23 protein-coding genes, 1 tRNA gene and 1 pseudogene are annotated in these 23,734 nt (G+C 72.2%); 11 read left to right on the plus strand and 14 right to left on the minus strand.

Annotated elements, in window-relative coordinates:
• Positions 1 to 22: 22 nt before the first annotated feature.
• Positions 23 to 1,108, plus strand: coding sequence for a tRNA preQ1(34) S-adenosylmethionine ribosyltransferase-isomerase QueA (queA, locus tag V3T34_RS09565; protein WP_305078630.1), 1,086 nt, complete (start codon positions 23 to 25; stop codon positions 1,106 to 1,108).
• Positions 1,105 to 2,238, plus strand: a complete 1,134-nt coding sequence (tgt, locus tag V3T34_RS09570) for a tRNA guanosine(34) transglycosylase Tgt (protein WP_305078629.1) — start codon at positions 1,105 to 1,107, stop codon at positions 2,236 to 2,238. The genes queA and tgt overlap by 4 nt, the downstream gene beginning before the upstream one ends.
• Here tgt and V3T34_RS09575 read toward each other — a convergent pair whose 3' ends face one another.
• The gene (locus V3T34_RS09575) at positions 2,239 to 3,327 is read right to left on the minus strand and encodes a hypothetical protein (RefSeq protein ID WP_305078628.1); all 1,089 of its coding nucleotides are present in this window, start codon (positions 3,325 to 3,327) and stop codon (positions 2,239 to 2,241) included.
• A gap of 128 nt (positions 3,328 to 3,455) precedes the next feature.
• On the opposite strand from V3T34_RS09575, the gene V3T34_RS09580 reads away from it, so the two are divergent.
• The 6 genes from V3T34_RS09580 (at position 3,456) to V3T34_RS09605 (ending at position 9,337) form a co-directional block, all read left to right on the plus strand.
• Positions 3,456 to 3,531, plus strand: a tRNA-Lys gene (locus V3T34_RS09580).
• A gap of 287 nt (positions 3,532 to 3,818) precedes the next feature.
• Positions 3,819 to 4,370 carry a hypothetical protein gene (locus tag V3T34_RS09585; protein WP_331369153.1) on the plus strand — a complete coding sequence of 184 codons (552 nt, stop codon included), beginning with the start codon at positions 3,819 to 3,821 and terminating at the stop codon, positions 4,368 to 4,370.
• Positions 4,371 to 4,555: 185 nt separating this feature from the next.
• Entirely contained in the window at positions 4,556 to 5,482 is a 927-nt protein-coding gene (locus V3T34_RS09590; RefSeq protein ID WP_060845806.1) for an ABC transporter ATP-binding protein, read from the plus strand.
• Positions 5,479 to 6,240: an ABC transporter permease gene (locus tag V3T34_RS09595; RefSeq protein WP_060845807.1), complete on the plus strand. Its 762-nt coding sequence runs from the start codon at positions 5,479 to 5,481 to the stop codon at positions 6,238 to 6,240. Before V3T34_RS09590 ends, V3T34_RS09595 begins: the two co-directional genes overlap by 4 nt.
• Before the next feature lie 89 nt (positions 6,241 to 6,329).
• The gene (locus tag V3T34_RS09600; protein WP_305078626.1) at positions 6,330 to 7,931 is read left to right on the plus strand and encodes an ABC transporter substrate-binding protein; all 1,602 of its coding nucleotides are present in this window, start codon (positions 6,330 to 6,332) and stop codon (positions 7,929 to 7,931) included.
• Between the two features lie 20 nt (positions 7,932 to 7,951).
• A complete protein-coding gene (locus V3T34_RS09605) occupies positions 7,952 to 9,337 on the plus strand; it encodes an amidase (protein WP_305078625.1) in 1,386 nt (461 codons plus the stop codon).
• Between the two features lie 113 nt (positions 9,338 to 9,450).
• Here the strand turns inward: V3T34_RS09605 and V3T34_RS09610 are convergent, their stop codons facing one another.
• From V3T34_RS09610 to V3T34_RS09635, 6 genes are all read right to left on the minus strand, one after another.
• Complete coding sequence (locus tag V3T34_RS09610) at positions 9,451 to 10,278, minus strand: SGNH/GDSL hydrolase family protein (protein ID WP_060845810.1); 828 nt, start codon at positions 10,276 to 10,278, stop codon at positions 9,451 to 9,453.
• Positions 10,279 to 10,490: 212 nt separating this feature from the next.
• Positions 10,491 to 11,216, minus strand: a complete 726-nt coding sequence (locus V3T34_RS09615) for a GntR family transcriptional regulator (protein WP_060845811.1) — start codon at positions 11,214 to 11,216, stop codon at positions 10,491 to 10,493.
• 145 nt (positions 11,217 to 11,361) lie between these two features.
• Positions 11,362 to 12,639, minus strand: a complete 1,278-nt coding sequence (locus V3T34_RS09620; protein WP_060845812.1) for an NAD(P)/FAD-dependent oxidoreductase — start codon at positions 12,637 to 12,639, stop codon at positions 11,362 to 11,364.
• A gap of 135 nt (positions 12,640 to 12,774) precedes the next feature.
• Positions 12,775 to 13,086, minus strand: a complete 312-nt coding sequence (locus V3T34_RS09625) for an AtuA-related protein (protein ID WP_060845813.1) — start codon at positions 13,084 to 13,086, stop codon at positions 12,775 to 12,777.
• 11 nt (positions 13,087 to 13,097) lie between these two features.
• On the minus strand, positions 13,098 to 14,438 hold the full coding sequence (locus tag V3T34_RS09630; RefSeq protein WP_305078624.1) for an acyclic terpene utilization AtuA family protein: 1,341 nt from the start codon (positions 14,436 to 14,438) through the stop codon (positions 13,098 to 13,100).
• Between the two features lie 100 nt (positions 14,439 to 14,538).
• Positions 14,539 to 15,852, minus strand: a complete 1,314-nt coding sequence (locus tag V3T34_RS09635; RefSeq protein WP_091885430.1) for a CitMHS family transporter — start codon at positions 15,850 to 15,852, stop codon at positions 14,539 to 14,541.
• 116 nt (positions 15,853 to 15,968) lie between these two features.
• Here V3T34_RS09635 and V3T34_RS09640 point away from each other — a divergent pair, with 116 nt between their 5' ends.
• On the plus strand, positions 15,969 to 16,877 hold the full coding sequence (locus tag V3T34_RS09640) for a LysR family transcriptional regulator (protein WP_060845816.1): 909 nt from the start codon (positions 15,969 to 15,971) through the stop codon (positions 16,875 to 16,877).
• Positions 16,878 to 16,890: 13 nt separating this feature from the next.
• Here the strand turns inward: V3T34_RS09640 and V3T34_RS09645 are convergent.
• From V3T34_RS09645 to pdxH, 7 genes and pseudogenes are all read right to left on the minus strand, one after another.
• A pseudogene (locus tag V3T34_RS09645) lies at positions 16,891 to 17,976 on the minus strand (spore photoproduct lyase family protein); the annotation flags it as partial.
• A gap of 75 nt (positions 17,977 to 18,051) precedes the next feature.
• Complete coding sequence (locus V3T34_RS09650; protein ID WP_048426713.1) at positions 18,052 to 18,315, minus strand: hypothetical protein; 264 nt, start codon at positions 18,313 to 18,315, stop codon at positions 18,052 to 18,054.
• A gap of 197 nt (positions 18,316 to 18,512) precedes the next feature.
• On the minus strand, positions 18,513 to 18,965 hold the full coding sequence (locus V3T34_RS09655; RefSeq protein WP_305078623.1) for a TIGR02301 family protein: 453 nt from the start codon (positions 18,963 to 18,965) through the stop codon (positions 18,513 to 18,515).
• On the minus strand, positions 18,962 to 19,426 hold the full coding sequence (locus V3T34_RS09660) for an NUDIX hydrolase (RefSeq protein WP_305078622.1): 465 nt from the start codon (positions 19,424 to 19,426) through the stop codon (positions 18,962 to 18,964). Before V3T34_RS09660 ends, V3T34_RS09655 begins: the two co-directional genes overlap by 4 nt.
• A complete protein-coding gene (locus V3T34_RS09665; RefSeq protein WP_305078621.1) occupies positions 19,423 to 20,430 on the minus strand; it encodes a hypothetical protein in 1,008 nt (335 codons plus the stop codon). The genes V3T34_RS09660 and V3T34_RS09665 overlap by 4 nt, the downstream gene beginning before the upstream one ends.
• Entirely contained in the window at positions 20,423 to 21,145 is a 723-nt protein-coding gene (locus V3T34_RS09670; protein WP_305078642.1) for an SDR family NAD(P)-dependent oxidoreductase, read from the minus strand. Before V3T34_RS09670 ends, V3T34_RS09665 begins: the two co-directional genes overlap by 8 nt.
• 185 nt (positions 21,146 to 21,330) lie before the next feature.
• Positions 21,331 to 21,939 (minus strand): pyridoxamine 5'-phosphate oxidase, encoded by a 609-nt coding sequence (gene pdxH, locus V3T34_RS09675; RefSeq protein ID WP_305078620.1) that lies wholly within the window; start codon positions 21,937 to 21,939, stop codon positions 21,331 to 21,333.
• A gap of 121 nt (positions 21,940 to 22,060) precedes the next feature.
• On the opposite strand from pdxH, the gene V3T34_RS09680 reads away from it, so the two are divergent.
• Positions 22,061 to 22,540: an RT0821/Lpp0805 family surface protein gene (locus V3T34_RS09680; protein WP_305078619.1), complete on the plus strand. Its 480-nt coding sequence runs from the start codon at positions 22,061 to 22,063 to the stop codon at positions 22,538 to 22,540.
• A 186-nt stretch (positions 22,541 to 22,726) separates the two neighbouring features.
• Positions 22,727 to 23,659, plus strand: coding sequence for a DnaJ C-terminal domain-containing protein (locus V3T34_RS09685; protein WP_060849194.1), 933 nt, complete (start codon positions 22,727 to 22,729; stop codon positions 23,657 to 23,659).
• Positions 23,660 to 23,734: the final 75 nt, after the last annotated feature.

Here is a 23,734-nt window from a genome sequence, read left to right on the forward strand (position 1 = left end):
GGAATCCTGGCTGAAGGGCGCGATGCGCGTGGACCTGTTCGATTTCGACCTGCCGGAGGACAGCATCGCCCTCCGGCCCGCGGTGCCGCGGGACGGCGCCCGCCTGATGCTGCTGCATCCGGGCAGCCCCCCGGAGGACCGCATCGTGCGCGACCTCCCCGGCCTCCTGCGCCCGGGCGACGTGCTGGTCTTCAACGACACGCGGGTGATCCCGGCGCGCCTGCGCGGCCTGCGCCACCGCGACGGCGGCACGGTACGGCTCGAGGCGATGCTGCACCTGCGGGAGGCGCCCGATCGCTGGCGCGCCTTCGCCCGGCCGGCCAAGCGGCTGAAGGTCGGCGACCGGGTCAGCTTCGGGGCGGCCGGGGAGGGGGAGGCCTGCGGGCTCACCCGCCTCGACGCCACCATCGTCGAGCGCGGGGAGGGGGGCGAGACCACCTTCGCGTTCGATCTCGCGGGCCCCGCCCTCGACGAGGCGGTGGCGGCCCTCGGCGAGTTGCCGCTGCCCCCCTACATCGCCGCCAAGCGCCCGACCGACGCGCAGGACGCCGCCGACTACCAGACGGTCTACGCCCGCGAGCCCGGGGCGGTCGCCGCCCCGACCGCCGGCCTGCACTTCACGCCGGAGTTGCTGGCGGCCTGCGATGCCGCCGGGCTGGCGCAGGTGCGGGTGACACTGCATGTCGGCGCCGGCACCTTCCTGCCGGTCAAGGCCGACGACACCGACGCCCACCGGATGCATGCCGAGATCGGCGAGATCACCCCGGGGGCGGCGGAGGCCCTGAACTGGGCCCGCGCGGCGGGCGGGCGCATCGTGGCGGTGGGCACCACGGCCTTGCGCCTCCTGGAGAGCGCGGCCGATTCCGGAGGCACGATCCGGCCCTGGACCGGCGCCACCGACATCTTCATCACGCCGGGCTACCGCTTCCGCGCGGTCGATGGGCTGATGACCAACTTCCACCTGCCGCGCTCGACGCTGTTCATGCTCGTCTCGGCCTTTGCCGGGCTCGAGCCGATGCGGGCGGCCTACGTGGCCGCGATCGAGCGCGGCTACCGCTTCTATTCCTACGGCGATAGCAGCCTGCTCTTCCGGGCGGAGACGCGATGACCGACCAGTTCACCTTCACCGTCGCGGCGACCGACGGGCCGGCCCGCACCGGCGAGATCCGCATGCCGCGGGGCGTCATCCGCACCCCGGCCTTCATGCCGGTGGGCACCGCCGGCACCGTCAAGGCGATGTACCCTGAGCAGGTGAAGGCGCTCGGCGCCGACGTGGTGCTCGGCAACACCTACCACCTGATGCTGCGCCCCGGCGCGGAGCGGGTGGCACGCCTCGGCGGCCTGCACGCCATGATGCAGTGGCCCTACCCGATCCTGACCGATTCCGGCGGCTTCCAGGTCATGTCGCTGTCGGGGTTGCGCAAGCTCGACGAGACCGGGGTGCGGTTCCAGTCGCATCTCGACGGCTCGACGCATCTCCTGAGCCCCGAGCGCTCGATCGAGATCCAGGGCCTGCTCGGCTCCGACATCCAGATGCAGCTCGACGAGTGCGTGCGCCTGCCCGCGCCCGAATCGGCGATCGAGAGCGCGATGCGCCTCTCTCTGCGCTGGGCCGAGCGCTGCCGCATCGCCTTCGGCGACCAGCCCGGCAAGGCGATGTTCGGCATCGTCCAGGGCGGCGACATCCCGGCATTGCGCGTCGAGAGCGCCAGGGCCCTGGTCGACCTCGACCTCAAGGGCTACGCCGTCGGCGGGCTGGCGGTCGGCGAGCCGCAGGCGACGATGCTCGCGATGATCGAGACCGTCGAGCCGCACCTGCCGACCCACAAGCCGCGCTACCTGATGGGCGTCGGCACGCCCGACGACATCGTCCAGGCGGTGAGCCGCGGCATCGACATGTTCGACTGCGTGATGCCGACGCGGGCCGGCCGCCACGGCATGGTCTATACCCGCCACGGCCGCCTCAACCTGCGCAACGCGCGCTTCGCCGAGGACAACACCCCCCTCGACCCGGAGTCGACCTGCCCGGCGGCCAACCTCTACAGCAAGGCCTACCTGCATCACCTCGTCCGCGCCGGCGAGATCCTGGGGATGATGCTGCTGACCTGGAACAACCTGTCCTACTACCAGGACCTGATGGCCGGCCTGCGCAAGGCCATCGCCGAAGGCCGGCTCCAGGACTTCATCGGCGAGACGCGCGAGGGCTGGCAGAAGGCGGAGCGCGACCGGGCCGCCTGATCACGGCCCCGTCGGCCGCGGCGCGGCGAGCACCCGGTAGAACCCGTCCGGGTCGTCGGCCTTCGCGTCCACCGCCCGGCGCAGGGCATCGACGATGCGCCCGGCGACCGGCAGGCGGTAATGCAGCGCGTCCCAGTACTGGGTGTCGTCCCGCGTCACCGCCGAGGGGATGCGGAAGTCGACCAGCGTCGCGCCGCGGCGGCGGGCGATGTCCGCCACCCGCGCCTTGCAGGCCGCCTCCCTCGCCGCGCCGGCGCTGCCCGGCGGGGGTTGCGCCGCCACGTTGACCGGCATGAAGGCGACGAGCTTGAGGGCATCCGCCGGCACGAGGGCCAGCAGCGCATCGAGCCAGGGCAGGGCCGGGGTGGCGGGATCGGCCGTGGGCGCCGCGTCGGGCGCTGCCTCGGGCGCGGGTGCATCGCCGTGGATGTGGGCCGCCGCCCGGGCCGCGTCGTAGAGCGATTCCGGCGGGGTGAAGACCTCGTAGCCGTCGCCGCGGATGCGGGCCTTCATCCTGCCGAGGCGGTGGAGGAGCGCCCGCCCGGCGATCTCGACGCTCTGCTGGTTCCACTGGTGGAGGAGTGCGCTCCAGGCGAGCGGCTCGCGGTAGAGCCAGGGCGGAAAGGCCCGGAAGGTCAGGCGCTTTGCCTCCGCATCCGCCTCGCACCACGGCGCGTCGAGGCCGAACAGCACCGCCTTCGCTGAGGTCCGGGCGAGGAACAGCCGGGCGAGCTGCGTCTGCTCCCAGGGCGTCGCGGCGTTCATCGCCAGGTTGGCGAAGCGCCCGCCGAAGGCGCGGTCGAGCGCCTGCGGATCGAGGAGCCGTGCCGTCGAGGTGCCGAACACCGCCGCGTCGTAGGCGCCGCTGCGCACCACCTGCGGGTACATGAAGCGCTGGTTGAGATCCATGATCGGCCCCGGCGCCCGCCCGGGCGCGGCACGCAGGCCGTAAGGGTCGAGGAGCGTCACGAAGCCGAGCACGAGGAGCCCCAGCGCGCCGGCCGCCCCGACGAGGAGGCCGGCGAAACGCCGCCAGGCCGCGGCGGACGCGGTCGCGGAATCGGCGGACGGGGCGGGGGCAGGGGACATCGCGACGGGGGTTCTGTGGGCGGCCGTGGTCTCCCGGTTGACCCGGCCGCGTCAACCCCCTATGTCCGCCCATGCTCCGAACAGGACCAGGGCCGGCCCGCCAGCGCCGCGCTTCATCCCGGGAGCACGGGCGCGTAGCTCAGCTGGTAGAGCAACGGACTTTTAATCTGTAGGTCCTGGGTTCGAGTCCCAGCGCGCTCACCACTTTTACTTCTCGACATATCCGCAATATCATCGCGAAGCTCATGCAAAACGGCGGCATGAGTGTCTCATGACGAGAGATGCCGGTCTCGATTGTTCGAGCTCTCGCTCGTCAGCAGTCTTCGTACCGGACCGACCCGACGATCGGTGCCGCGGCGCCGGCGGTATCCCGTGGAAGACGCAGGGACATCTCTTCGGTCGTGCGGGTCTTCGTTGACGCTGTCGGACACCTATGCAACGAGCCATTGCCCAGAATGTCTGGAGGGGCAATGTCGGAGAATGATGCGCTCATGAAGGCCTTGGCTGATGTGAGCGAACGGCGCGCGGCGCTCGAGGCCGAGTACGAGCGGATCGGGGCGGAACTCGCCAAGCTCCGGCTCGCCGAGAACGCGCTGCGGGCGATCGTCGAGGATACGCCGATCGAGGATCTCGGTCTCGCGCGGCCGGCGGCCGGCCCGGCGGGCGGGTTCGCGGGTGCCGGCGGCATGAGCGCCGAGGCGCGGGCGAGCGGTCGGCGCGGTCCCCGGGGGCCGCGGGCGAACTCGACCAAGGGGCGGCTCAAGGCGCTGATCGACGGGGCCGGGCCGCAGGGCCTGTCGCAGCCGCAGATCCTGCGCGCGCTGCCGGACGCCGCACCGGCGACCATCAACGCCTACCTGAGCGGCATGGTCGGCGCCGGCGAGGCGCTGCTCGTCGGCAACTTCTACACCAAGCCGCGGACCCGCGACGACGAGGTCCAGGCCCAGGACGGGTCCCCGCACGACGACGGCTCGGAGGACGACGACGACCTCTACGAGGTCGAGGACGGCGACGCCGACGAGGCTCCGCCCCGCGACCGGTAATATTATCCGCAAACAGGCGTGCCGGGCGGTGATGCCCAGCGCGCATCCGGGACACACCCGCGCGGTTTTCGAGCCCGCGGGGTCCCCGGGCGTGACGGGTTTCGGGGGAGGGCGGTGGCGGTCCGGCCCCGGCTGGCCTAGGTGAACGGGCATCCCCGTCAGCCCCTGACACGCCCCGGGACCGGATGACGCCCATCATCACGATCGCCAACCTGTCGAAGACCTACGCCTCGGGCCACGCCGCGCTCAAGCGCGTCGACCTCGACGTCCGGGAGGGCGAGATCTTCGCCCTGCTCGGGCCCAACGGCGCCGGCAAGACCACCCTCATCAGCATCATCTGCGGCATCGTCACGCCGAGCACCGGCACGGTGACGGTCGGCGGCCACGACATCCTGGCCGCCCCGCGCGCCGCAAGGCGCCTGATCGGCCTCGTGCCGCAGGAGCTGACCGCCGACGCCTTCGAGACCGTGTGGGCGACGGTGAGCTTCAGCCGCGGCCTGTTCGGCCTCAAGCCCGATCCGGCCCATATCGAGCGGGTGCTGCGCGACCTCTCGCTGTGGGAGAAGCGCGACGCCAAGATCATGACCCTGTCGGGGGGCATGAAGCGGCGCGTGCTGATCGCCAAGGCGCTCTCGCACGAGCCGCGCATCCTCTTCCTCGACGAGCCGACGGCCGGCGTCGACGTGGCGCTCCGCCAGGACATGTGGCGCCTGGTGCGCCGCCTGCGCGAGCAGGGCGTCACGGTGATCCTCACCACCCACTACATCGAGGAGGCCGAGGAGATGGCCGACCGGGTGGGGGTGATCGCCAAGGGCGAGATCGTGCTGGTCGAGGAGAAGGCCGAGCTGATGCGCAAGCTCGGCCGCAAGGAGCTGACGCTCCTCCTGCACGATCCGCTCCCCGCCCTGCCGGCGGCGCTCGCCGGCCATCCCCTGGCCCTGTCGGCGGACGGCACGGTGCTCACCTACACCTACGACGCCAAGGCGGAGCGCACCGGGATCACCGGGCTCCTCACCGACCTCGCCGCCTCCGGCATCCGCTTCCGCGACCTCCAGACCCGGCAGAGCTCGCTCGAGGACATCTTCGTCGATCTCGTGAAGGACCGCGCATGAACTGGCCCGCCATCCGCGCCATCTACGGCTTCGAGATGCACCGCGCCTTCCGCACGCTGCTCCAGAGCATCGTCGCGCCGGTGATCTCGACCTCGCTCTACTTCGTGGTGTTCGGCGCCGCCATCGGCGGGCGGATGACCTCGGTCGACGGGGTGCCGTACGGCGCCTTCATCGTGCCCGGGCTGATCATGCTGACGCTTCTGACCCAGAGCATCTCGAACGCCTCGTTCGGCATCTACTTCCCGCGCTTCTCCGGCACGATCTACGAGATCCTGTCGGCCCCGATCTCGGCGGTCGAGATCGTCGCCGGCTATGTCGGGGCGGCGGCCACCAAGTCGATCATGCTCGGGCTGATCATTCTGGCGACCTCGGCGCTGTTCGTGCCGCTGCGCATCGAGCATCCGTTCGTGATGGTGCTCTTCCTGGTGCTCACCGCCGTCACCTTCAGCCTGTTCGGCTTCGTGATCGGCCTGTGGGCCGACGGGTTCGAGAAGCTGCAGCTGGTGCCGCTCCTCATCGTCACGCCGCTGACCTTCCTGGGCGGCAGCTTCTACTCGATCGACATGCTGCCGCCGCTGTGGCGCGCGGTCAGCCTCGTCAATCCGGTGGTCTACCTGATCAGCGGCTTCCGCTGGAGCTTCTACGGCCATTCGGACGTCAACCCGGCGGTGAGCCTGGGCATGGCGGTGGTGTTCCTTCTCCTCTGCCTCGCGGCGGTGGCCCGGATCTTCAAGACGGGATACCGGCTCAAAAGCTGACGATTCGATCGGACGGTCACACGAGTCTTGAGCCCGGATGGCTTAGAGCTTGCTCCGGCAACAAGCCTGTCAGCGCTACCAGCCTCGTGATGACCCGTCCGCATCTCCTCTCCATCGCCCTCTCGGCCTTCCTCGCCGCCACGGCACCGGCCGCCGCCGACTCGATGCTCCGCATCGCCATGACGGCGGCCGACATCCCGACCACCACCGGGCTGCCGAACAACGGCTTCGAGGGCATGCGCTTCCTCGGCTATCCGGTCTTCGAGGGGCTGGTGCTGTGGGATCTCGACCGCACCGACCGGAGCTCGGCCCTGCGGCCGGGCCTCGCCGAGCGGTGGGAACAGGCGCCGGACGATCCCACGACCTGGATCTTCCACCTGCGCCAGGACGTGCGCTTCCACGACGGCACGGCCTTCGACGCGGACGCGGTGATCTGGAACCTCGACCGCTACTTCAAGTCCGACAGCCCGCAATACGAGCCGCCGGCCGCCGGGATCAGCCGGGCGCGGGCGCCGCTCCTCGCCGGTTACCGCAAGATCGACGACCGTACCGTCGCCATCACCAGCCGCGACCCGGTCGCCTACTTCCCCTATATGGTGGTCTACCTGCTGTTCACCTCGCCGGCCTCGTTCGAGGCGGCCGGGCGGGACTGGGCCCGGGTCGCGACGCTGCCGGCGGCCGGGACCGGGCCGTTCCGCATTACCCGGGTGCAGCCGCGGGAGATGGTCGAACTCGCCCGCAACCCGGATTACTGGGACGGCGCGCACCGGGCGCAGGTCGACCGGGTGCGGCTGATGCCGATCCCGGAGGCCAATGCCCGTATCGCCGCCCTGCGGGCCGGCCAGGTCGACTGGATCGAGGCGCCGCCGTCGGACGCGATCCCGTCCCTGCGCCAAGCCGGCTTTGCCGTCACCACCGGCTCCTACCCGCATATCTGGCCGTGGCTCTTCAACATCGGCGCCGCCGGCAGCCCGCTCAAGGACGTGCGGGTGCGCCGGGCCCTGAACTACTGCATCGACCGGGACGGGCTCGTCACCTTCCTGAACGGGACCGCCGAGCCGGCGGTCGGCTGGCTCAAGCCGGACGACCCGGAATTCGGCGCGCCGCAGAACCGCTACCGCCTCGATCCGGCGAAGGGCCGCGCGCTCCTCGCCGAGGCCGGGTTCGGCGCGGAGCACCCGCTCAAGCTCACGCTGATGCTCTCGGCCTCGGGCTCGGGCCAGATGCAGCCGCTGCCGATGAACGAGTTCCTGCAGGAGACCCTGAAGCAGAATTGCGGCGTCGACGTCGCCCTCGAGGTGGTCGAGTGGCAGGTGCTGCTCAACGCCATGCGGGCGACCCCGGACGCGCCGTCCCTGCGCGGCGCCACGGTGCTCAACATCTCCTCGACCACCTCCGACGTCGCCGTGATGGCGCGCTACTTCGGCTCCGCCAACCTCGCCCCGAAGGGCTTCAACTTCGCGCAGTGGACGGATGCCCGCTTCGACGTTGCGATGATGGACGCCGCCCGCGCGAGCACCCCCGAGGCGATGGACGCGGCGATGCGGGCCGGCCACGAGCGGCTGGTCGACGACCCGCCCTGGCTGTATGTTGTCCATGATCTCAACCCCAGGGCGATGTCGCCGCGGGTGAAGGGTTTTGTCCCACCCCGATCCTGGTTCGTCGACCTGACCCGGATCAGCGTCCCGTGAAACGCTCCGAGAGGCATCCCGTGACCGATCCCGCCGCGCTGCCCGCCCTCGCCCTCGCCCGAGCCATCGCCACCCGCACGATCTCGCCGGTCGCGGCCGTGGAGGCCCATCTCGAACGCATCGCGCGGCTGGAGCCGCAACTGCAGGCCTTCGTCGCGGTCTTCGCCGACGATGCGCGGCTCGCCGCCGAGGGCGCCGACCGGATGATCCGCGCCGGCCACGCCGTCGGCCCGCTCCACGGCGTACCGGTGGTGCTTAAGGACCTGATCGACCTCGAGGGCCGGATCACCACCGGGGGCTCGGCGCATTTTGCCGCGCGGCGGGCGACCGAGACCGCCACCATCGCCCGGCGGATGCTGGCCCAGGGCATGATCGTGCTGGGCAAGACCCATACGGTCGAGTTCGCCTACGGCGGCTGGGGCACCAACCGGCGGATGGGCACGCCGCGCAACCCCTGGGACCTCGCCGTCGCCCGCACGCCCGGCGGGTCGAGCAGCGGGACCGGCGTCGCCGTCGCGGCCCGGATGGCCCCGTGGGGCATCGGCACCGATACCGGCGGCTCGGTGCGGCTGCCGGCCTCGTTCTGCGGGCTCACCGGCCTCAAGGCGACGGTCGGCCGGATCAGCACCGCCGGCATCGTCCCGCTCAGCGCCACCCTCGACACGCCGGGGCCGATGGCGCGCTCGGTCGAGGATGCCGCGCTCCTCTACACCATCCTGTCCGGGCCCGATCCCCGTGACCCGAACACGCGGGGCGTGGTGCCGGAGGACCCGATGCCGGCCCTGCATCGCGGGGTGCGGGGCCTGCGGCTCGCCCGGATGCCGGCGGCGGAGCGGGCGGGCGTCTCGTCCGAGATGCTCGACGCCTACGACGCCGCCCTCGACACCCTGGCCCGGTGCGGGGCCGAGATCGTCGAGGTGGTGCTGCCGTTCCGCTTCGCCGACCTGCTCGCGACCTCGGCGATCGTCGAGGCGGAGGCCTACGCTTACAACGGCGCGGTCGCCGAGGACCGCGCGGCGCTCCTCGACGAGGACGTGCGCGGGCGCATCCTGGCGGGCGCGGGCGTCACGGCGCAGGAATACCTGCGCACGCGGCGGATGCAGCGGGAGATGAATGCCGCCTTCGCCCGGGCGATGGACGGGATCGACGCGCTCCTCACCCCGACCACCGAGAGCGCGGCGATCCCCCTCGACGCGGTCGACCAGGCGGTGGCGCCCTCCCGCTTCACCCGCTTCGGCAACCTCCTGGAACTCTGCGCCCTGGCGCTGCCGAACGGCGCCACGGCGGCGGGCCTGCCGCTCTCGCTCCAGATCGTCTGCCGCGGCTACGAGGAGGCGATGGCGCTGCGGATCGGCCAGGCCTACCAGGCGGCGACGGAGTGGCATCGGCGGGCGCCGGACTTGTAAGACCCAGTCCGATGGAAGGGGGCCGTCTCATCCCATCGAGGTAGCCCAAAAAAGATGCCCCCGGACGGTCATCCGTCCGGGGGCCGATTGACGTCGCCGATGCGTTGTCCCGGTCAGCCCCGCCGCAGCGACGCCGCATCCGGCAGCTTCTGGCGCTTGGCGCGGGCGACCGCCTGGAGCGGTTCGGGCCGCGGGGTCACGGCGTCGAGGATGTCGCGGCCGAGCGCCTGGACGAGGCAGGCATAGCCCTGGTCGCCCATGTGGAAGCGATCCGAGGACAGCATGCCGGCCAGAAGCGCCGGGTCCTGGCGGTTCCAGTCCTTCATCAGGGCGTAGCGCGAGAAGACCGGCACCTCGGCCTCCTGGGCGACCGCGGCGACGAGGCCGACGAAGCGCTCGTAGCGGGCGTGGTCGGGGATCGCCGGGTAGTATTGCTGATCGAGGACGATGAGGTCGCTGCCGGCGGCGCGGACCAGGGCGACGCCCTGTTCGAGCCGGCGGCGGAACGCCGCCTCGTCGCCGCCCGTGATCGCGTCGTTGGTGCCGACCTGCCAGATCACCAGGTCGGGCTTGACCGGGCGGGCCAGGGCCTCGGCGAGGCGGGCGAGGGTCTGGTCGGCGGTCTCGCCGCCGATGCCGGCATTGGTCACGTCGACCGGGGTGCCGCGCCAGGCGCCGCGCAGGGCCTGCTCCAGGAGATGCGGGTAGGTCCGGTCCGGGCCCGAGGCGCCGATCCCCTCCGTCGAGGACGAGCCGATCGCCAGAACCCGCACCGGCTCGCGCCGGGCGACGTGCGCCTCGGTCACGTCGAGGCTCATCCGTTCCGCCGCCGGCGGCAGCGCGGCCGGGCAGGCCGACGCCGGACGGGCCGCGACGAGGTGACCGGCGAGGACGGCCGCCGACAGGCAGGCCAGCCGGCCGAAGCTGAACCGGAGGAGCATGGCAGGTCCCGAGAGGGGAGAGAGGGACCGAATCGGTCCGTATCTGCCGGGTAACACGCAGGTTCCCGCGGTTCCACTCGAAAATGAAGCTGAGCCAAGTCCAACCCCCGGGCACTGCTCGGCTGGTCAGCGAGAACCGAGACGATCGCAACGAAAGCCGCGGATCCGGCTTACCCGGGATTAAGCTTGAGCGTGTGTTGCACTGCGAAACCTCACGCCGCCTCGGCGCCGAGCTTCTCCTTGCGCGAGGCGTTGGCCTTCTGCAGCGTGCGGACCGGATCGCCGAAATGACGCTCCATCTCGGCGAGCGCCGGCTCGACCGCGCCACGCTCGATCAGGTCGACGAGGAGCTGATGCTCGTCGATCAGGGCGGCATTCTCGCTGTAGCCGCCCATCAGCATCTGCAGGCAGAGCCGGGTCTCGGCCTGGAGCGTGGCGAAGCTGCGGGTCAGGCGCTCGCTGCCGGCCTCGTCGACGATGCGGCGGTGGAACTGCATGTCGAGGTCGGCGACCTGCGGCCAGTCCTTGCGCCGGACCGCCGCCTTCATCTGGCGCACGATGCCGGCGAGGTCCCGCACCACCGCTCCGCGGTCGGCGTTCTCCAGGATCCGCCGCATGGCGACGAGTTCGAGGGAGCGGCGCACGAAGTAGATGTCGATGAGGTCGGAGGGCGCGAGCTCGGGCACGAACACGCCGCGATGCGGCTCGCTGCGCAACAGGCCCTCCTGGATCAGGCGCTGCATCGCCTCGCGCACCGGCCCGCGGCTGACGCCGAAGGCGGAGGCCAGCTCCATCTCGTTGAGCTGGGCGCCGAGGGGATAGCTGCCGTCGAGGATCGAAGCGCGAATCTGGCCGGCGATCTGGCCCGACAGGGTCGTGCGCGGCAGGCGCTTGCTGGCGGGCACCGGCTTTACCGCCTTGTCAGTCTGGCTCGCCATGCCGTTCCCGCGCCCCGCTGATCGGATGAGAAGACGACCGTCCTAGAGCAGCGCCCGATCGCCCTGCAACCGGGCGCCGCGCTAGGTCGTTGATATAGCCGCATTTTCTATCGACGACCCGGTGCCCACTCCGTCGGAAAATGCTCTAGTGCAGAACGTCCTGCAGACGATAATACGCGCCCACGAAGGGAAGGAACCAGGGCGGGCCGAAATGCCCGGGGATGGCCTTCCAGTCCCAGCCCGCGAAGGGGTTGCGCTCGGCGCGCCCCTCCAGCACCTCGGCCATGACCTGCCCCATATGGGTCGCCATCTGGGTGCCGTGGCCGCTATAGCCCATCGAGTAGTACAGCCCGTCGCGAACGCCGGCCCGGGGCAGGCGGTCGGCCGTCATGTCGACGACGCCGCCCCAGCAATAGTCGATCCGGGCGCGGGCGAGCTCGGGAAACACCTGGTCGAGGGCGCGGCGCAGCACGCGGCCGCTCTTCTCGTCCGAGAGCGGGTTCGAGACCGCGAACCGGGCCCGGCCGCCGAACAGCAGCCGGTCGTCCGGGGTGACCCGGAAATAGGTGCCGACGTTCTTGGTATTGGTTGCCATGCGGCGGGTCGGCATCAGCCGGTCGAGCACGTCGCGCGGCAGCGGCTCGGTGACGATCACGAACGAGCCGACCGGCACGATGCGGCGGCGGAACCAGCCGAGCGGGCCGACCGTCGAGGCGCCGGTGGCCATCAGCACCTGGTTCGCCGTCAGGGTGCCGCGCGGGGTCGTGACCTCGTGGGCGGTGCCGGAAAGCCGGTGCAGGCGGGTGACGGGGGCGTTCTCGAACACCGCCGCGCCATGGCCCGCCGCCGCGCGGGCGAGCCCGCGGGCGAACTTGCCGACATGCATGCCGCCGCTCTTGGCGTAGACGAGGCCGCCGTAGAAGGCGTCCGAGCCGACCTCGCCGCGGATGGCGGAAGCCGGGACGAGGTGGGTGTCCGGGTCGGCGCGCGGCGACAGCGCCTCGTAGGTGCGCTGGAGCTTGTCGAAATGCTCGGGCTTGGCGGCCAGCTTGATCTTGCCAGTGCGACGGAAATCGCAGTCGATCCCCTCTTCGCGGACCAGCCGCTCGACGCTGTCCACCGCCGCGTCGTAGGCGTGGTAGAGCGCCGCCGCCCGCTCCTCGCCGAACCGGGTAGCGATGGCGCGGTAATCCGAGGCGAAGCCGTTGTTGCACTGGCCGCCGTTGCGGCCGGACGCCGCGCTGCCGACGCCCTCGGCCTCCAGCACCGCCACCCGGGCGCCGCGCTTCGCGAGGGCGAGCGCCGCCGACAGGCCGGTGAAGCCCGCGCCCACCACCGCGACGTCGTAGCGTCCCTCCGACGGGCCGGGGCTGCCGGCCGTGAAGGGCGGCGCGGTCTCGAGCCAGTAGGATGCGAGCTTCATCGGTGACGATCCGGTACGGATGGACGACGCCGGGGCATGGGCCGCGGCTTAGGCCATCATCATTCTTATCGTAGGATTGTCAACAATTATGCACGCGAGCGTCCGGCGCGGGACCGGACGCCCGCCGGGCGATCCTCACGCCTCGTCGGGGATCTCCAGGTCGAGGAGCGCCGCGCTCAGGCCCTTGCCGTGGGCGTCGAGGGCCAGCGAGCGGGTGACGCCGCCGCCGAGCGCGTCCGCCATCACGAAGTTGAGGGCGCCGAGTTGCGGCAGGGCGTAGCGGACGACCTCGCCGTGGACGATGCCGGCGAAGTGGGCCCGCACCCGCTCGGGTGTGACGTGGCGCTCCAGGCGCGGGTAGTCGGCCGGGTCGATCGCGATCAGCGAGACATTGGCGGTGTTGCCCTTGTCGCCGGTGCGGGAATGGGCGAGCGCGCGCAGCTTCATCGGGTTCCTCCTCACGCCTCGATCATCCGCACGCTCGGCCGGGCGAGCGCGGCCGGCACCAGCACCGACACCACGCCGACGACCTCGCGGGCCGATTTCCAGGCCCCGCCGCCGCCGGCCGGGCCGTTGGTGTAGAGGGTCTCGACCTCGTTGCCGATCCGCGCCGCCTCGCTGAGGCTGTCGCAGCGCCCGGCGACCCGGACGCGGACCTCGTAGGGCTCTGGCGCCCCGGCGGCGCGGGCCGGACCGTGCAGGGAATCGACGCCGATCAGGTCGAAGCGCAGCTCGCTCGTCGTCACGCCGGTGAGCGAGAGGCGCTCGCGCACGATGTCGAGGGCGAGGCGGCCCCGCGCGGCGGCGCCCGGCCCGGCATAGGAGATCTGGCCCTCGCCGATGAATGAATCGATCAACCCGACCGAGACCTTGAGGAGCCCGGTCGCCGGGGTGCCGCGCCCGCCGGTCACCCGCACCCGGTCGGGGCCGACCTCCTCCATGGCGACGCCCGAAAAATCCGCCACCACGTCGGGCTGGAGATAGCGGGCGGGGTCGTGGACCTCGTAGAGGAGCTGCTCCTTGCAGGTGGCGAGCGTCACCTGCCCGCCAGAGCCCGCGACCTTGGTGATCTCGATGTCGCCGTCCTGCGTCACGATGCCGATGGGGAAGCCGAGGCGGGAGAGGCCCGCCACGTCCTTCACCCCCGGATCGGCGAAGTAGCCGCCGGTGACCTGGCCGGCGCATTCGAGGAGATGGCCGGCCAGCGTGCCGCGGCCGAGGCGGTCCCAGTCGTCGTCTGCCCAGCCGAAGGCGTGGATGAGCGGCGCGAGGAAGAGCGCCGGATCGCCGACCCGGCCGGTGACGACGACGTCGGCGCCCCGGGCCAGCGCCTCCACGATCGGGCCGGCGCCGAGATAGGCGTTGGCCGAGATCACCCGGTTGCCGAGATCGCGCACCCGGCCGCCGGTCTCGAGGATCTGGTAATCCCCGGCGCCCACCGCCTCGAGCACGTCGTCGCCGATCACCGCCGCCACCTTGAGGCCGGTGAGCCCGAGGTCGCGGGCGATGGCCCGGGTCTTCTCGGCGGCGGCGAGCGGGTTGGCCGCGCCCATGTTGGTGACGATGCGGGTGCCGTTGCGGCGGCACGGCTCCAGCACCGCCCGCATCCGGGCCTCCAGCAGGGGGTCGTAGCCGGAGGCGGGATCGCGCAGGCGCGCCTGCTGGGCGAGCGCGATGGTGCGCTCGGCCAGGCACTCGAAGACGAGGTAGTCGAGGGCGCCGTGCTCGGCGAGCTCGACCGCGGGCTCGATCCGGTCGCCGGCATAGCCGGCCCCGGCGCCCAGGCGGATGGACTTCATGAATCTCTCCCTCGCTTGCCTTCGCCTCCGGCGAAGGCGTCCGGCGCATCGGCGCCGACGCCCGTTCGGGCTTGCACGGCACCCTGCGGGTGCTGCGGAATCACAGGGGGAAGACCCCGAAGGCGACGGCCGCGAAGGTCATCACCACGGAGGCCGCGAGCAGGAACGGGAAGGTGAACTTCTGGTGGTCGGCGAGGTCGATCCCGCACAACCCGCAGACCAGGAAGGTCGCAGGCGTCAGCGGGCTCACCGGGAAGCCGGTGGTCATCTGGCCGAGCAGGGCGCCTTGCGCGACCTGGAGCGGCGGCACGCCGAGCTGATGGGCGACCTCGGCCACCACCGGCAGCACGCCGAAATAGAACGAGTCGGGGTCGAACAGCATGCTGAGCGGCATCGAGACGAGGCCGAGCGCGAACGGGATGTGGGGCGCGAGGCCGGGCGGCACGAACGCCACCGCTCCCTGCGCCATCGCCCTGAGCATGCCGGTGCCCTGCATGATGCCGGTGAACACGCCGGCGGCGAGCAGGATCGACGCCATCAGGATCGCCGCCTTGGCGTGCGCGTCGATGCGCTGGCGCTGGGCGTCGACGCTCGGATAGTTGATGATCAAGGCCAGCGCCGTGCCGAGCATGAACATCAGGGCCGGCGGGATCTTCTCCGCCATCAGCACCATCGTGCCGAGGACCGCGAGGGTGAGGACGAGGTTCAGCCAGAACCGCTCCGGCCGCCGCAGGGCGCGCTCGGCATCGCTCAGGGTACGCGTCCCGGCGGTCACGGCCTCGGACGCACGACCGGCGCTCGCCAGCTTGAGCCGGCGCTCCTCGCGCAGGCCGAGCCAGTAAGAGACCGCGAAGATGAATGCGAGGCCCACCGCCTGCACCGGCACCAGCGGCGTGAAGATGTCGGGGATCGGCAGCTTGAGCGCCGCCGAGGCCCGGATCATCGGCCCGGTCCAGGGCAGGAAGTTGACGCCCGCCGCCAGCGAGGCCGCGCAGGCCAGGATGCGCCGGTCGATTCCGACCCGGTCGTAGAGCGGCAGCATCGCCGGAATGGTGATCAGGAACGTCACCGCGCCCGAGCCGTCGAGATGAATGAGGAGCGCCAGCAGCGTCGTGCCCGGCACGATCCGGCTCGGCCGGGTGCCGACGGTGGCGAGGATCCGGTCGATGATCGGGTCGAGCAGGCCGGCATCGCTGACGATCCCGAAGAACAGGATCGCGAACACGAACATGCCGACGACCGGCGCCAGGCTCTGGATGCCGGCGAGCACGAACTTGCCGGTCTCGAGCCCGAAGCCGCCCACGAGGGCGGCGGCGACCGGGATCACGATCAGCGCCACGAGGGGCGACAGGCGCTTGGTGAGAATGGCCGCGAGCAACAACGCGATGGTGCACAGGCCGAGCAGGGCCAGCATCGCTTCCTCCCAGGGTTCGGCGCTCGGTTGCGGCGCCGTTGATGACCGGGGGATCACAACTCAAGGGTTACGATCTAACAATTGAAAAGATCGGATCGTCACGATAGCGTTTCATTATGGATCTCAACCTGCGCCACGTCCGCGCCTTCGTGTCGGTGGCGCACCTGCGCAGCTTCACCCGGGCGGCCGCGCTCCTGAACCTGTCGCAGCCGGCGCTCACCGTGCAGATCCGCCGGCTGGAGGAGGCGCTGGCTGTCCGCCTCCTCGACCGCACCAGCCGCAGCGTCGCGCCGACGCGGGCCGGGCGCGAGTTGCTGCCGGTGTTCCAGCGCGTGCTGCGCGAGCTCGACGGCGTGGTGGTCGATACCCGCGACCTCGCGGCGCGGCGCCATGGCATCGTCAGGATCGCGGCCCTGCCCTCGGTGGCGGCGGGTCTCCTGCCGGACGCGATCGCGGGCTTCCGGGCCGCGCATCCGCGGATGGGCTTCGTGGTCAAGGACGTGATCGCCGAGCGGGTGCTCGCCCTGGTGCGCCAGGAAGAAGTCGATCTCGGCGTGACCGGCGGCGAGGTCCGCGACCCCGAGGTGACGGTGCTGGCCCGTGCCGCGGACGCGCTCCACGTCGTCTATCCGGACGGCCACCCGATCGGGGAGGTCGCGAGCGTGACGCTGGAAGCGCTGGCCGAGCACCCGCTGGTGCTGATGGACGCCGCGACCAGCGTGCGCGGCGTGGTCGACGCCGCCTTCGTGGCCGCCGGCCGCCGGCCCGTGACCGCCTGCGAGGCCACCTACATGATGACCGCGGTCGGGATGGTGCGGGCCGGGCTCGGGCTCACGATCCTGCCGGGCTCGGCCCGCGAGATCCGGGCCGAGCCCGCCCTGCGCTCGCGGCCGATCGCCGAGGCGAGCTTTTCCCGCCCGGTCTGCCTGATCGCCAAGGCCGGCCGCACCCTGCCGGCCGCCGCCGAGGATTTCCTGGAGGAATTGATCCCGGCCCTGGAGGCGGAGTTCGCGGGAGGCGGGTGAGCGAGCCGCCTCGGGTCCAGTACAGCACCCGCGCCATCGGCAGCCGCTCCGCGAGGGAACGTGTCAGCTCCCCGCGCATCTCCCGCATCAGCTCGGCGGGAAACACGTACTTGACCGAGCCGAACTTCGTGAACTTGCGGCTGCGCTCGTCCTCGCGCATCGGCAGGTCGGAGCCCGGATACCAGCCTTCCAGCACCGTCTTCGAGCCGGGGGTGAAGCGGTGAGTGATGAGCTCGGCGGTGAGGTCGAGGTCGGGCGCGCCCGCCAGCGCCTCGGCGGCTTGCACGAAGAGGTCGTCGTAGGCCGCGCGCCAGTCCGGCAGAGGCAGGATCGGCGCGACCGTGAGGCCGACCGGGTAGCCGGCCCGGGCGACCGCGCCGAGGGCCGAGAGCCGCTCGCGCAGAGGGGCGGTGCCGCCCTCGAAGCGGCCGGCCGCCACGGGGTTGACCGAGAAGCGCAGGCGGGTACGGCGCCCGTGATCGAGGCCGAGCAGGGGCTCGACCGCGGCGAACTTGGTAGTCGCCCGCAGGCTCACCGGGGCGTCCCAGGCGCCGAAATGCCGGATCGCCGCCGAGAGCGAGCCGCTCAGGTGCTCGATGCCGAGGGGATCGGTGTAGCACGAGGCCTCGAAGCTCGTGCCCTCCTGCGCCCGCTCCGCGCTCGCCGAGGTGACGCCGCCGCGCCCGACATAGGAGGCGAGGTTCGACAGGATCTCCGGGAGGTTGGCGTAGACCCGGGTCACCGGCGGGCCCGCGAGCGAGCCGGCGAGGTAGCAGTACTGGCAATGGGCCGGGCAGCCCTCGGCGAGATCGACCCGCCAGTCGGCGCTCGGCGGGATCGGCTGCAGCTTCAGCTTGGCGGGCGGAGCCACCACCACCGCGAGCGTGCTCTTGGCCTCGATATAGGCCCGGCGCGGATCGGGATGGCGCAGGCCGGTGAGGCGGTTGCCGGGCAGGGCCTCGACCGGCAGGCCCAGCGCCTCGGCCCGGGCCAGGATCGCCCGGCCGTGGGCGTGATCCCGCGCCGCTGCCGTGACGACGACCCGTCGCGGGCGCCACAGGCGGGCCGTGCGGAGGGAGGCGGGATCGTGGAGGCTCATGCGCGACGAACGCGCGAAGCGGTGCCGCAGGTCCCGCCCGTTCGTCGACGGGCGGGCCGGAATCGTTAACGGCTCTTAATGCCGGGCCTCCGGCCGCACCGTGTAGGTACCGCCGCGGATGCGCTCGGGAAAGCCTTCCGCGTATCGCGCGGTGGCTTCCTCGCCGTAGGTCTGCACCAGTTCCTGGAAGGCCGCGAACAGGGCGGCCTGGGCCATGCAGTCGCCGTCGAGCCCGTCCAGGCAGCCTTCGGCGAAGGCTTCCGAGACGTAGCTCAGGGCGGCGCGCTTCGCGTCCTGGTCGGAGTGGAGCTCGGGCTCGTAGGTTTCGAAATCGGTCATCGACAGCCTTGAGATCGGGTCTCTGGAGGAGAACGGCGGTCTCGAATCCGCAGCAGCCTCAGGTGATGTCCCGATTCATAGGGTCTCTGCCGGGCGCGAGCCAGCAAGGAATTGCGAAGAGGTTAACGGCGCCGCGAGAATGCCTCCCTCTTCGACGCCACCGCCACAGATGTGGCATCCTGGCAACAGGCCGGCGCTCAGCCGCCGAAACGGCCGGCGAGCGCGACCGACAGCCGCTCGCCCTCGCCGATGAAGCGGGTCGTCGCCTCGACCGCCGAGGGGGTGCAGACCCGGTAGGTGACCGCGTAGCCGCCATAGCCGCGGTTGTAGGCGCCGGCCAGGCGGTCGCGCCGGCCCTGGCTGGTCCCCTCGGACTCGAGCAAGGCCTTCATGCGGGCGGGCCATTCCGGCGCGTCGGGATGGCCGCACAGCTCGCGCAGGAAGCTCAGGGCGCCGATGATCTCCGACAGCCGCAGGAGGTCGCGGTCGTAGGGAGCGGGCGCGTCGGGCGGCGGCGGGGGGGCGGGGACTTCCTTCTCCGGCGGCTTGGCGGCGGGCTTCGGCCGGGTCTGGGCGAGAGCCGGCGAGGCCGCGAGCAGGCAGACGGCGAGCACGGCGGCGCGCGCACCGAGCGACGGGGAGCGTCTCATGCGCCGTTCCCCACGGCAGCGAGGGCCTGCGCGATCACGCCGTGCAACCCCTCGGTGGTCGGCAGATCATGGGCTTCCTCGGGCGTCACCCAGCGCAGATCGAGGGCCTCCGGACCGGTCGTCGGCTCGCCGGAGCGCCAACGGGCGGCGTGGGGATGGATCACGAAATGGTGCAGCACCGCGCCGTCCCCGTCGCGGCCGATCACCTCCAGGGGGGAGAGGCCGGCGACGATCTCTGCCACCACCCCGACCTCCTCGTGCAGCTCGCGCAGGGCCGCCTCGGCCAGGGTCTCGCCGACCTCCACCTGCCCGCCCGGCAGGGTGTAGACGCCCCGCATCGGCGCCTGTCCGCGGGCGGCGAGCAGCACCCGCCCGTCGCGCACCACCGCCACCGAGGCGGCGACGAAGGGACGGACGGGATAGCGCCGGCGCCAGGCCGGCTCGTCGGATCCGTCGCTCACGGCCGCGCGTCCCCGTCCCGCACGGTCGCGAGCCGCCCGTCGGTCAGCGCCACCACGATGGCGGCGCCATGCCCGGAGCCCAGGACCGCGAGGCCGGCCCCGACCGGCGCCGGCAGGGCCGCGCGGGCACGCTCCTTCAGGCCGTCGGTCGAGAGGTAGGCCAGCGCCGTGCGGTCGCCGGCCGCCAGAACCCATTCCCCCTCGCCGAGGGCGGCGCCGGGGGCGGCAAAGCCCGCTCCCCCGCGCGCCTGCCGGGCGGGGGTGCCGCCGGCGAGGGACCAGCTCTCGGCCCGGCCGTCGGCGCCGCGCACCAGCAGGGCGGCGGGCGTCGCGCCCGGACGGGCGGCCGCGAGGCTCAGGGGGCCGGGCTCGGGCGGGGTCGCGCCGCGCACCTGCCAGGCGCCGTCCCGGCGCCCGATCACCGCGAGGCTCGCGCCCTCCGGCCGCTCGCTCACCGCGAGCAGGTTGACGGTCCCGTCGATCTCGACCGGCCGCAGGGCGTCGGCCGCGAAGACCGCGCCGGGGCCCGGCGACACGGCGCTGGTCGCGACCGGCACCGGCTTCGGGTCGGCGCTCATCGCCACCGGCTGGCGCTCGCGCAAGGTGAGGGCGCTCGCGGTCCGGTGGCCGTCCGGCCCGGTCCCCGACAGGTAGGCGCTCAACGGCCCGGCCAGCACCCGGCGCGAGCCCGGCACCGCGCCCTTCGGCGTCTCGCCGGCGGTCAGGCCCTCGATCGCATCGAGGGGGAGGGGGATCACCGTCACCGTGTCGCCCGCCAGGGTGACGACGGCCGCACCCGTCTCGCCCCAGGCGACCGCCAGCGGCCCGGGCTTGCGGGGCAGCTGCGGCAGGCCGGCGGTGGCGACGGCGAGAGCCGCCTCGCTGGCGGCGTCGCGCAGCTGCGTCACCCGGAACGGCAGGTCGAGGAGCGCGACCCGCGGCTCGGCGGCGGCGGGGGAGGCGAGAAGCAGGAGCGCGAGAGCGAGCGCCGCCCGCTCAGACATGCTGGCCGCCGTTGATGTGCAGCTCGGCGCCGTTCACGTAGGACGAGGCCTCGGTGCACAGGAAGTAGATCGCCTTGGCGACCTCGTCGGGGGTGCCGAGGCGGCGCTGCGGGATCTGCGCCACCAGCTTGTCGGTCCCGGGCGAGAGGATCGAGGTGTCGATCTCGCCGGGCGAGATCGCGTTCACCCGCACCCCGAGGGGACCGAAATCGGAGGCCATCTCCCGGGTGAGGCCGGCGAGCGCGGCCTTGGAGGTGGCGTAGGCCGCCCCCGCGAAGGGATGGACGCGCGAGCCCGCGATCGACGTCACGTTGACGATCGACCCGCGCGACCGGGTCAGCTCGTCGCGCAGGCCGCGCGCGAGCAGGATGGGTGCGAAGAAGTTGACCTGGAACACCCGCTGCCAGTCGGAGAACGGGGTGTCGATGGCGCCGAGCCGCGCGCCGCCCGCCCCTTTGGGCGAGATGCCGGCATTGTTGACGAGCGCGTGCAGGAGCCCGCCCTCGGCCTCGAGCCGGCCCGCCACCTCCTTGACGGCGCGGATCGTGTCCTCCGGGTCGGCGAGGTCGAGCTGCAGGTGGTCCTCCGGGCCCATCTCCCAGGGGCAGTTCTCCGGGAAGGCGTGGCGCGAGCAGGTGATGACGCGCCAGCCCGCCGCCGAGAAGCGCTTGACGGTGGCATGGCCGATGCCCCGGCTCGCGCCGGTGAGCAGCATCACGCGGCGGCGTTCGTTCGACGGTGGGGCCACGGCCGTTCCTCGGGATGTCCGGTGCGGGCGCCGCCGGTCGTGCGGGGCGCCGAGAGCCTCAGGGTAGGGCCCGGCGACCCGGAAATCCAGGGCTCGCCGCGCCGCAGCAAAGGTTGCGCCTCAGGGACGCGACGGTCCGGGAGGCCCGCCCCTCACGGGTAGAGCCGGTTCCCCGTCCAGGCTTCGCCCTCGCGGGTGAAGCGCACCCGGTCGTGCAGACGGTAGGCGCCGTCCTGCCAGAACTCCATCGTCACCGGGGCGATGCGGTAGCCGGTCCAGTGCGGCGGGCGCGGCACCGCCTCGTTGGGAAAGCGGGCGCGCATCTCGTCCACCGCCCGGATCAGGACGTCGCGGCTCTCCAGCGGCTGCGACTGGCGGCTCGCCCAGGCACCGAGGCGGCTGTCGCGGGGGCGCGAGGCGTAATAGGCGTCGGCTTCCGCCTCCGAGACCTTGGTCACCGTCCCGCGGGCCCGGACCTGCCGGCGCAGGCTCTTCCAGTGCATCACCAGGGCGGCCTGCGGGTTGTCGGCGAGCTCCTGCCCCTTCATCGACAGGGTGTTGGTGTAGAACACGAAACCGCGCTCGTCGGCATCCTTCAGGAGCACGATGCGCACGTCCGGCATCCCGTCGGCGCCGCTGGTCGCGAGCGCCATGGCGTTGGGATCCTCCGGCTCGGAGACCTGTGCGTCGGCAAACCATTGCCGGAACAGGTCCCACGGATCCGGGTTCTGCGTGAAATCACCCTTCGTTAACCCGTCCACGGCATCGTCCTTACCCAAATGGCACTCCGCGGGAGTGCCGCTGTGACAACCGAACCGGGGGCGGGTCGGCGTCGCAAGGTGATGCGTCGCGGCGGGCCGTCCGGTCTTGAGATTAGGTGTAATGCGTCGCGGTGCGTGTAAAGTCGGTTCGGTGACGCTCGGGCTCGCCTGTGCGGCGGGCGTGCTCGGCGGCGTCCTGTCACTCGGCGGCTGCAGCCAGCCGCTCATCATGTTCACCCCGCAGGTGGACGCCGCCCCGCCGGAGCCCGAGAGCACCGGCAGCATCGAGCCGGCGGCGCCGAAGAGCTTCGGCTCCGACCTTTCGGGCGAGGATTGGCGCCGGGCCAAGGCGGCCCTCTCCGTCGCCCTCGACCCGCAGGGCAACGGCCAGCCGGTGAAGTGGGACAACCCGGATTCGGGCATGCGCGGCATGATCAACCCGACCGGGCTGCCCTTCGTGAAGAACGACGAGATCTGCCGCGGCTTCCTCGCCTCGGTGATCGGGCCGGGGAGCAACCGCTTCGTGCGCGGCACCGGCTGCCGCCCGTCCGGCGGTGCCTGGGAGCTGAAGAGCCTCAAGGCCACGTCGAAGCCGGGCTGAGCCTCCGGTTCGACGGTCCGAATGGCGCTTGCGCGGGAAGTGCCGTAACCTGGCAGCCTCCCGCTCCGCCTGCGTTGCAATCCGGCAACACGGTCGCCAGATAGGGCACATCTCTTTCAAGCCGCGGCCCCGCTCCCGCCCGTGACGCGCCGGATGCGGGGCCGCTCGAATCGCCATCGGATCGCCATGCGCAACCCATACGACGTACTCGGCGTGAGCCGTTCGGCCGACGAGGCGGAGATCAAGAAGGCCTTCCGCAAGCTCGCCAAGGCCTACCACCCCGACCGCAACAAGAACGACGCCAAGGCGCAGGACCGCTTCTCCGAGGTCAACCAGGCCTACGAGATCCTGGGCGACGCCAAGAAGCGCGAGCAGTTCGACCGCGGCGCCATCGACGGCGACGGCAAGCCCCGCTTCACCGGCTTCGAGGGCTTCGGCGGCGGCGCCGGGCGCGGCGGCGGTGCCGGCGGCTTCGACTTCGAATCGATGGCCCGCGGCCGGGGCGGCGCGGGCGGCGGGGCCGCCGGCGGCTTCGGCGAGGAGATCTTCTCGCACCTGTTCGGCGAGGCGTTCCGCTCGGGCGGCGCCGGCCGCGGCGCGCCCCAGAAGGGCGAGGACGTGGCGGCCGAGCTCACGGTCGGCCTCGATCAGGTCGCCGGGGAGGCCAAGCTCCGCCTCAACCTGCCGAGCGGCCGCGAGGTCGACGTGGTGGTGCCCAAGGGCGTGGTCGACGGGCAGGTGATCCGCCTGCGCGGCCTCGGCTATCCGGGCGCCCACGGCGCCGAGCCGGGCGACGCCCTCCTCACCATCCGCTTTGCCCCCGATGCGCGCTTCCAGGTCGAGGGCTCGGACCTGCGCACCTCCGCCGAGGTGCCGCTGGAGGACGCGGTGCTCGGCGGGCCGATCCGGATCCAGACCCTGACCGGAGCGGTCGAGATGAAGATCCCGCCGATGACCAGCTCGGGCCGGGTCTTCCGCCTGCGCGGCAAGGGCCTGCCGAAGAAGGACGGCACCCGCGGCGACCTGCTCGCCACGGTCGCCATCACCCTGCCGGCGAGCGCCGACGAGGCACTGACCGAGTTCGCCCGCAAGCGCCGGGCGGCCGCCGCGACCCCGTAGAGTTCGGAACGCGCGGGCTATAACAGGAGCCGGCGCACTTCCGTCGCCCGCGGGCGTCGGTTAAGGAAACCCCTG

The organism is Methylobacterium ajmalii, assembly GCF_036448855.1.
GTDB lineage: Bacteria > Pseudomonadota > Alphaproteobacteria > Rhizobiales > Beijerinckiaceae > Methylobacterium > Methylobacterium ajmalii.

Bases quoted from the DNA above. Each gene is read 5' to 3' on its own strand.
- queA (WP_305078630.1), top strand. From the start codon at position 23: ATGCGCGTGGACCTGTTCGATTTCGACCTGCCGGAGGACAGCATCGCC.
- tgt (WP_305078629.1), top strand. From the start codon at position 1,105: ATGACCGACCAGTTCACCTTCACCGTCGCGGCGACCGACGGGCCGGCC.
- V3T34_RS09575 (WP_305078628.1), bottom strand. From the start codon at position 3,327: ATGTCCCCTGCCCCCGCCCCGTCCGCCGATTCCGCGACCGCGTCCGCC.
- V3T34_RS09585 (WP_331369153.1), top strand. From the start codon at position 3,819: ATGAAGGCCTTGGCTGATGTGAGCGAACGGCGCGCGGCGCTCGAGGCC.
- V3T34_RS09590 (WP_060845806.1), top strand. From the start codon at position 4,556: ATGACGCCCATCATCACGATCGCCAACCTGTCGAAGACCTACGCCTCG.
- V3T34_RS09595 (WP_060845807.1), top strand. From the start codon at position 5,479: ATGAACTGGCCCGCCATCCGCGCCATCTACGGCTTCGAGATGCACCGC.
- V3T34_RS09600 (WP_305078626.1), top strand. From the start codon at position 6,330: ATGACCCGTCCGCATCTCCTCTCCATCGCCCTCTCGGCCTTCCTCGCC.
- V3T34_RS09610 (WP_060845810.1), bottom strand. From the start codon at position 10,278: ATGCTCCTCCGGTTCAGCTTCGGCCGGCTGGCCTGCCTGTCGGCGGCC.
- V3T34_RS09615 (WP_060845811.1), bottom strand. From the start codon at position 11,216: ATGGCGAGCCAGACTGACAAGGCGGTAAAGCCGGTGCCCGCCAGCAAG.
- V3T34_RS09620 (WP_060845812.1), bottom strand. From the start codon at position 12,639: ATGAAGCTCGCATCCTACTGGCTCGAGACCGCGCCGCCCTTCACGGCC.
- V3T34_RS09625 (WP_060845813.1), bottom strand. From the start codon at position 13,086: ATGAAGCTGCGCGCGCTCGCCCATTCCCGCACCGGCGACAAGGGCAAC.
- V3T34_RS09630 (WP_305078624.1), bottom strand. From the start codon at position 14,438: ATGAAGTCCATCCGCCTGGGCGCCGGGGCCGGCTATGCCGGCGACCGG.
- V3T34_RS09635 (WP_091885430.1), bottom strand. From the start codon at position 15,852: ATGCTGGCCCTGCTCGGCCTGTGCACCATCGCGTTGTTGCTCGCGGCC.
- V3T34_RS09640 (WP_060845816.1), top strand. From the start codon at position 15,969: ATGGATCTCAACCTGCGCCACGTCCGCGCCTTCGTGTCGGTGGCGCAC.
- V3T34_RS09650 (WP_048426713.1), bottom strand. From the start codon at position 18,315: ATGACCGATTTCGAAACCTACGAGCCCGAGCTCCACTCCGACCAGGAC.
- V3T34_RS09655 (WP_305078623.1), bottom strand. From the start codon at position 18,965: ATGAGACGCTCCCCGTCGCTCGGTGCGCGCGCCGCCGTGCTCGCCGTC.
- V3T34_RS09665 (WP_305078621.1), bottom strand. From the start codon at position 20,430: ATGTCTGAGCGGGCGGCGCTCGCTCTCGCGCTCCTGCTTCTCGCCTCC.
- V3T34_RS09670 (WP_305078642.1), bottom strand. From the start codon at position 21,145: ATGCTGCTCACCGGCGCGAGCCGGGGCATCGGCCATGCCACCGTCAAG.
- V3T34_RS09680 (WP_305078619.1), top strand. From the start codon at position 22,061: ATGCGTCGCGGTGCGTGTAAAGTCGGTTCGGTGACGCTCGGGCTCGCC.
- V3T34_RS09685 (WP_060849194.1), top strand. From the start codon at position 22,727: ATGCGCAACCCATACGACGTACTCGGCGTGAGCCGTTCGGCCGACGAG.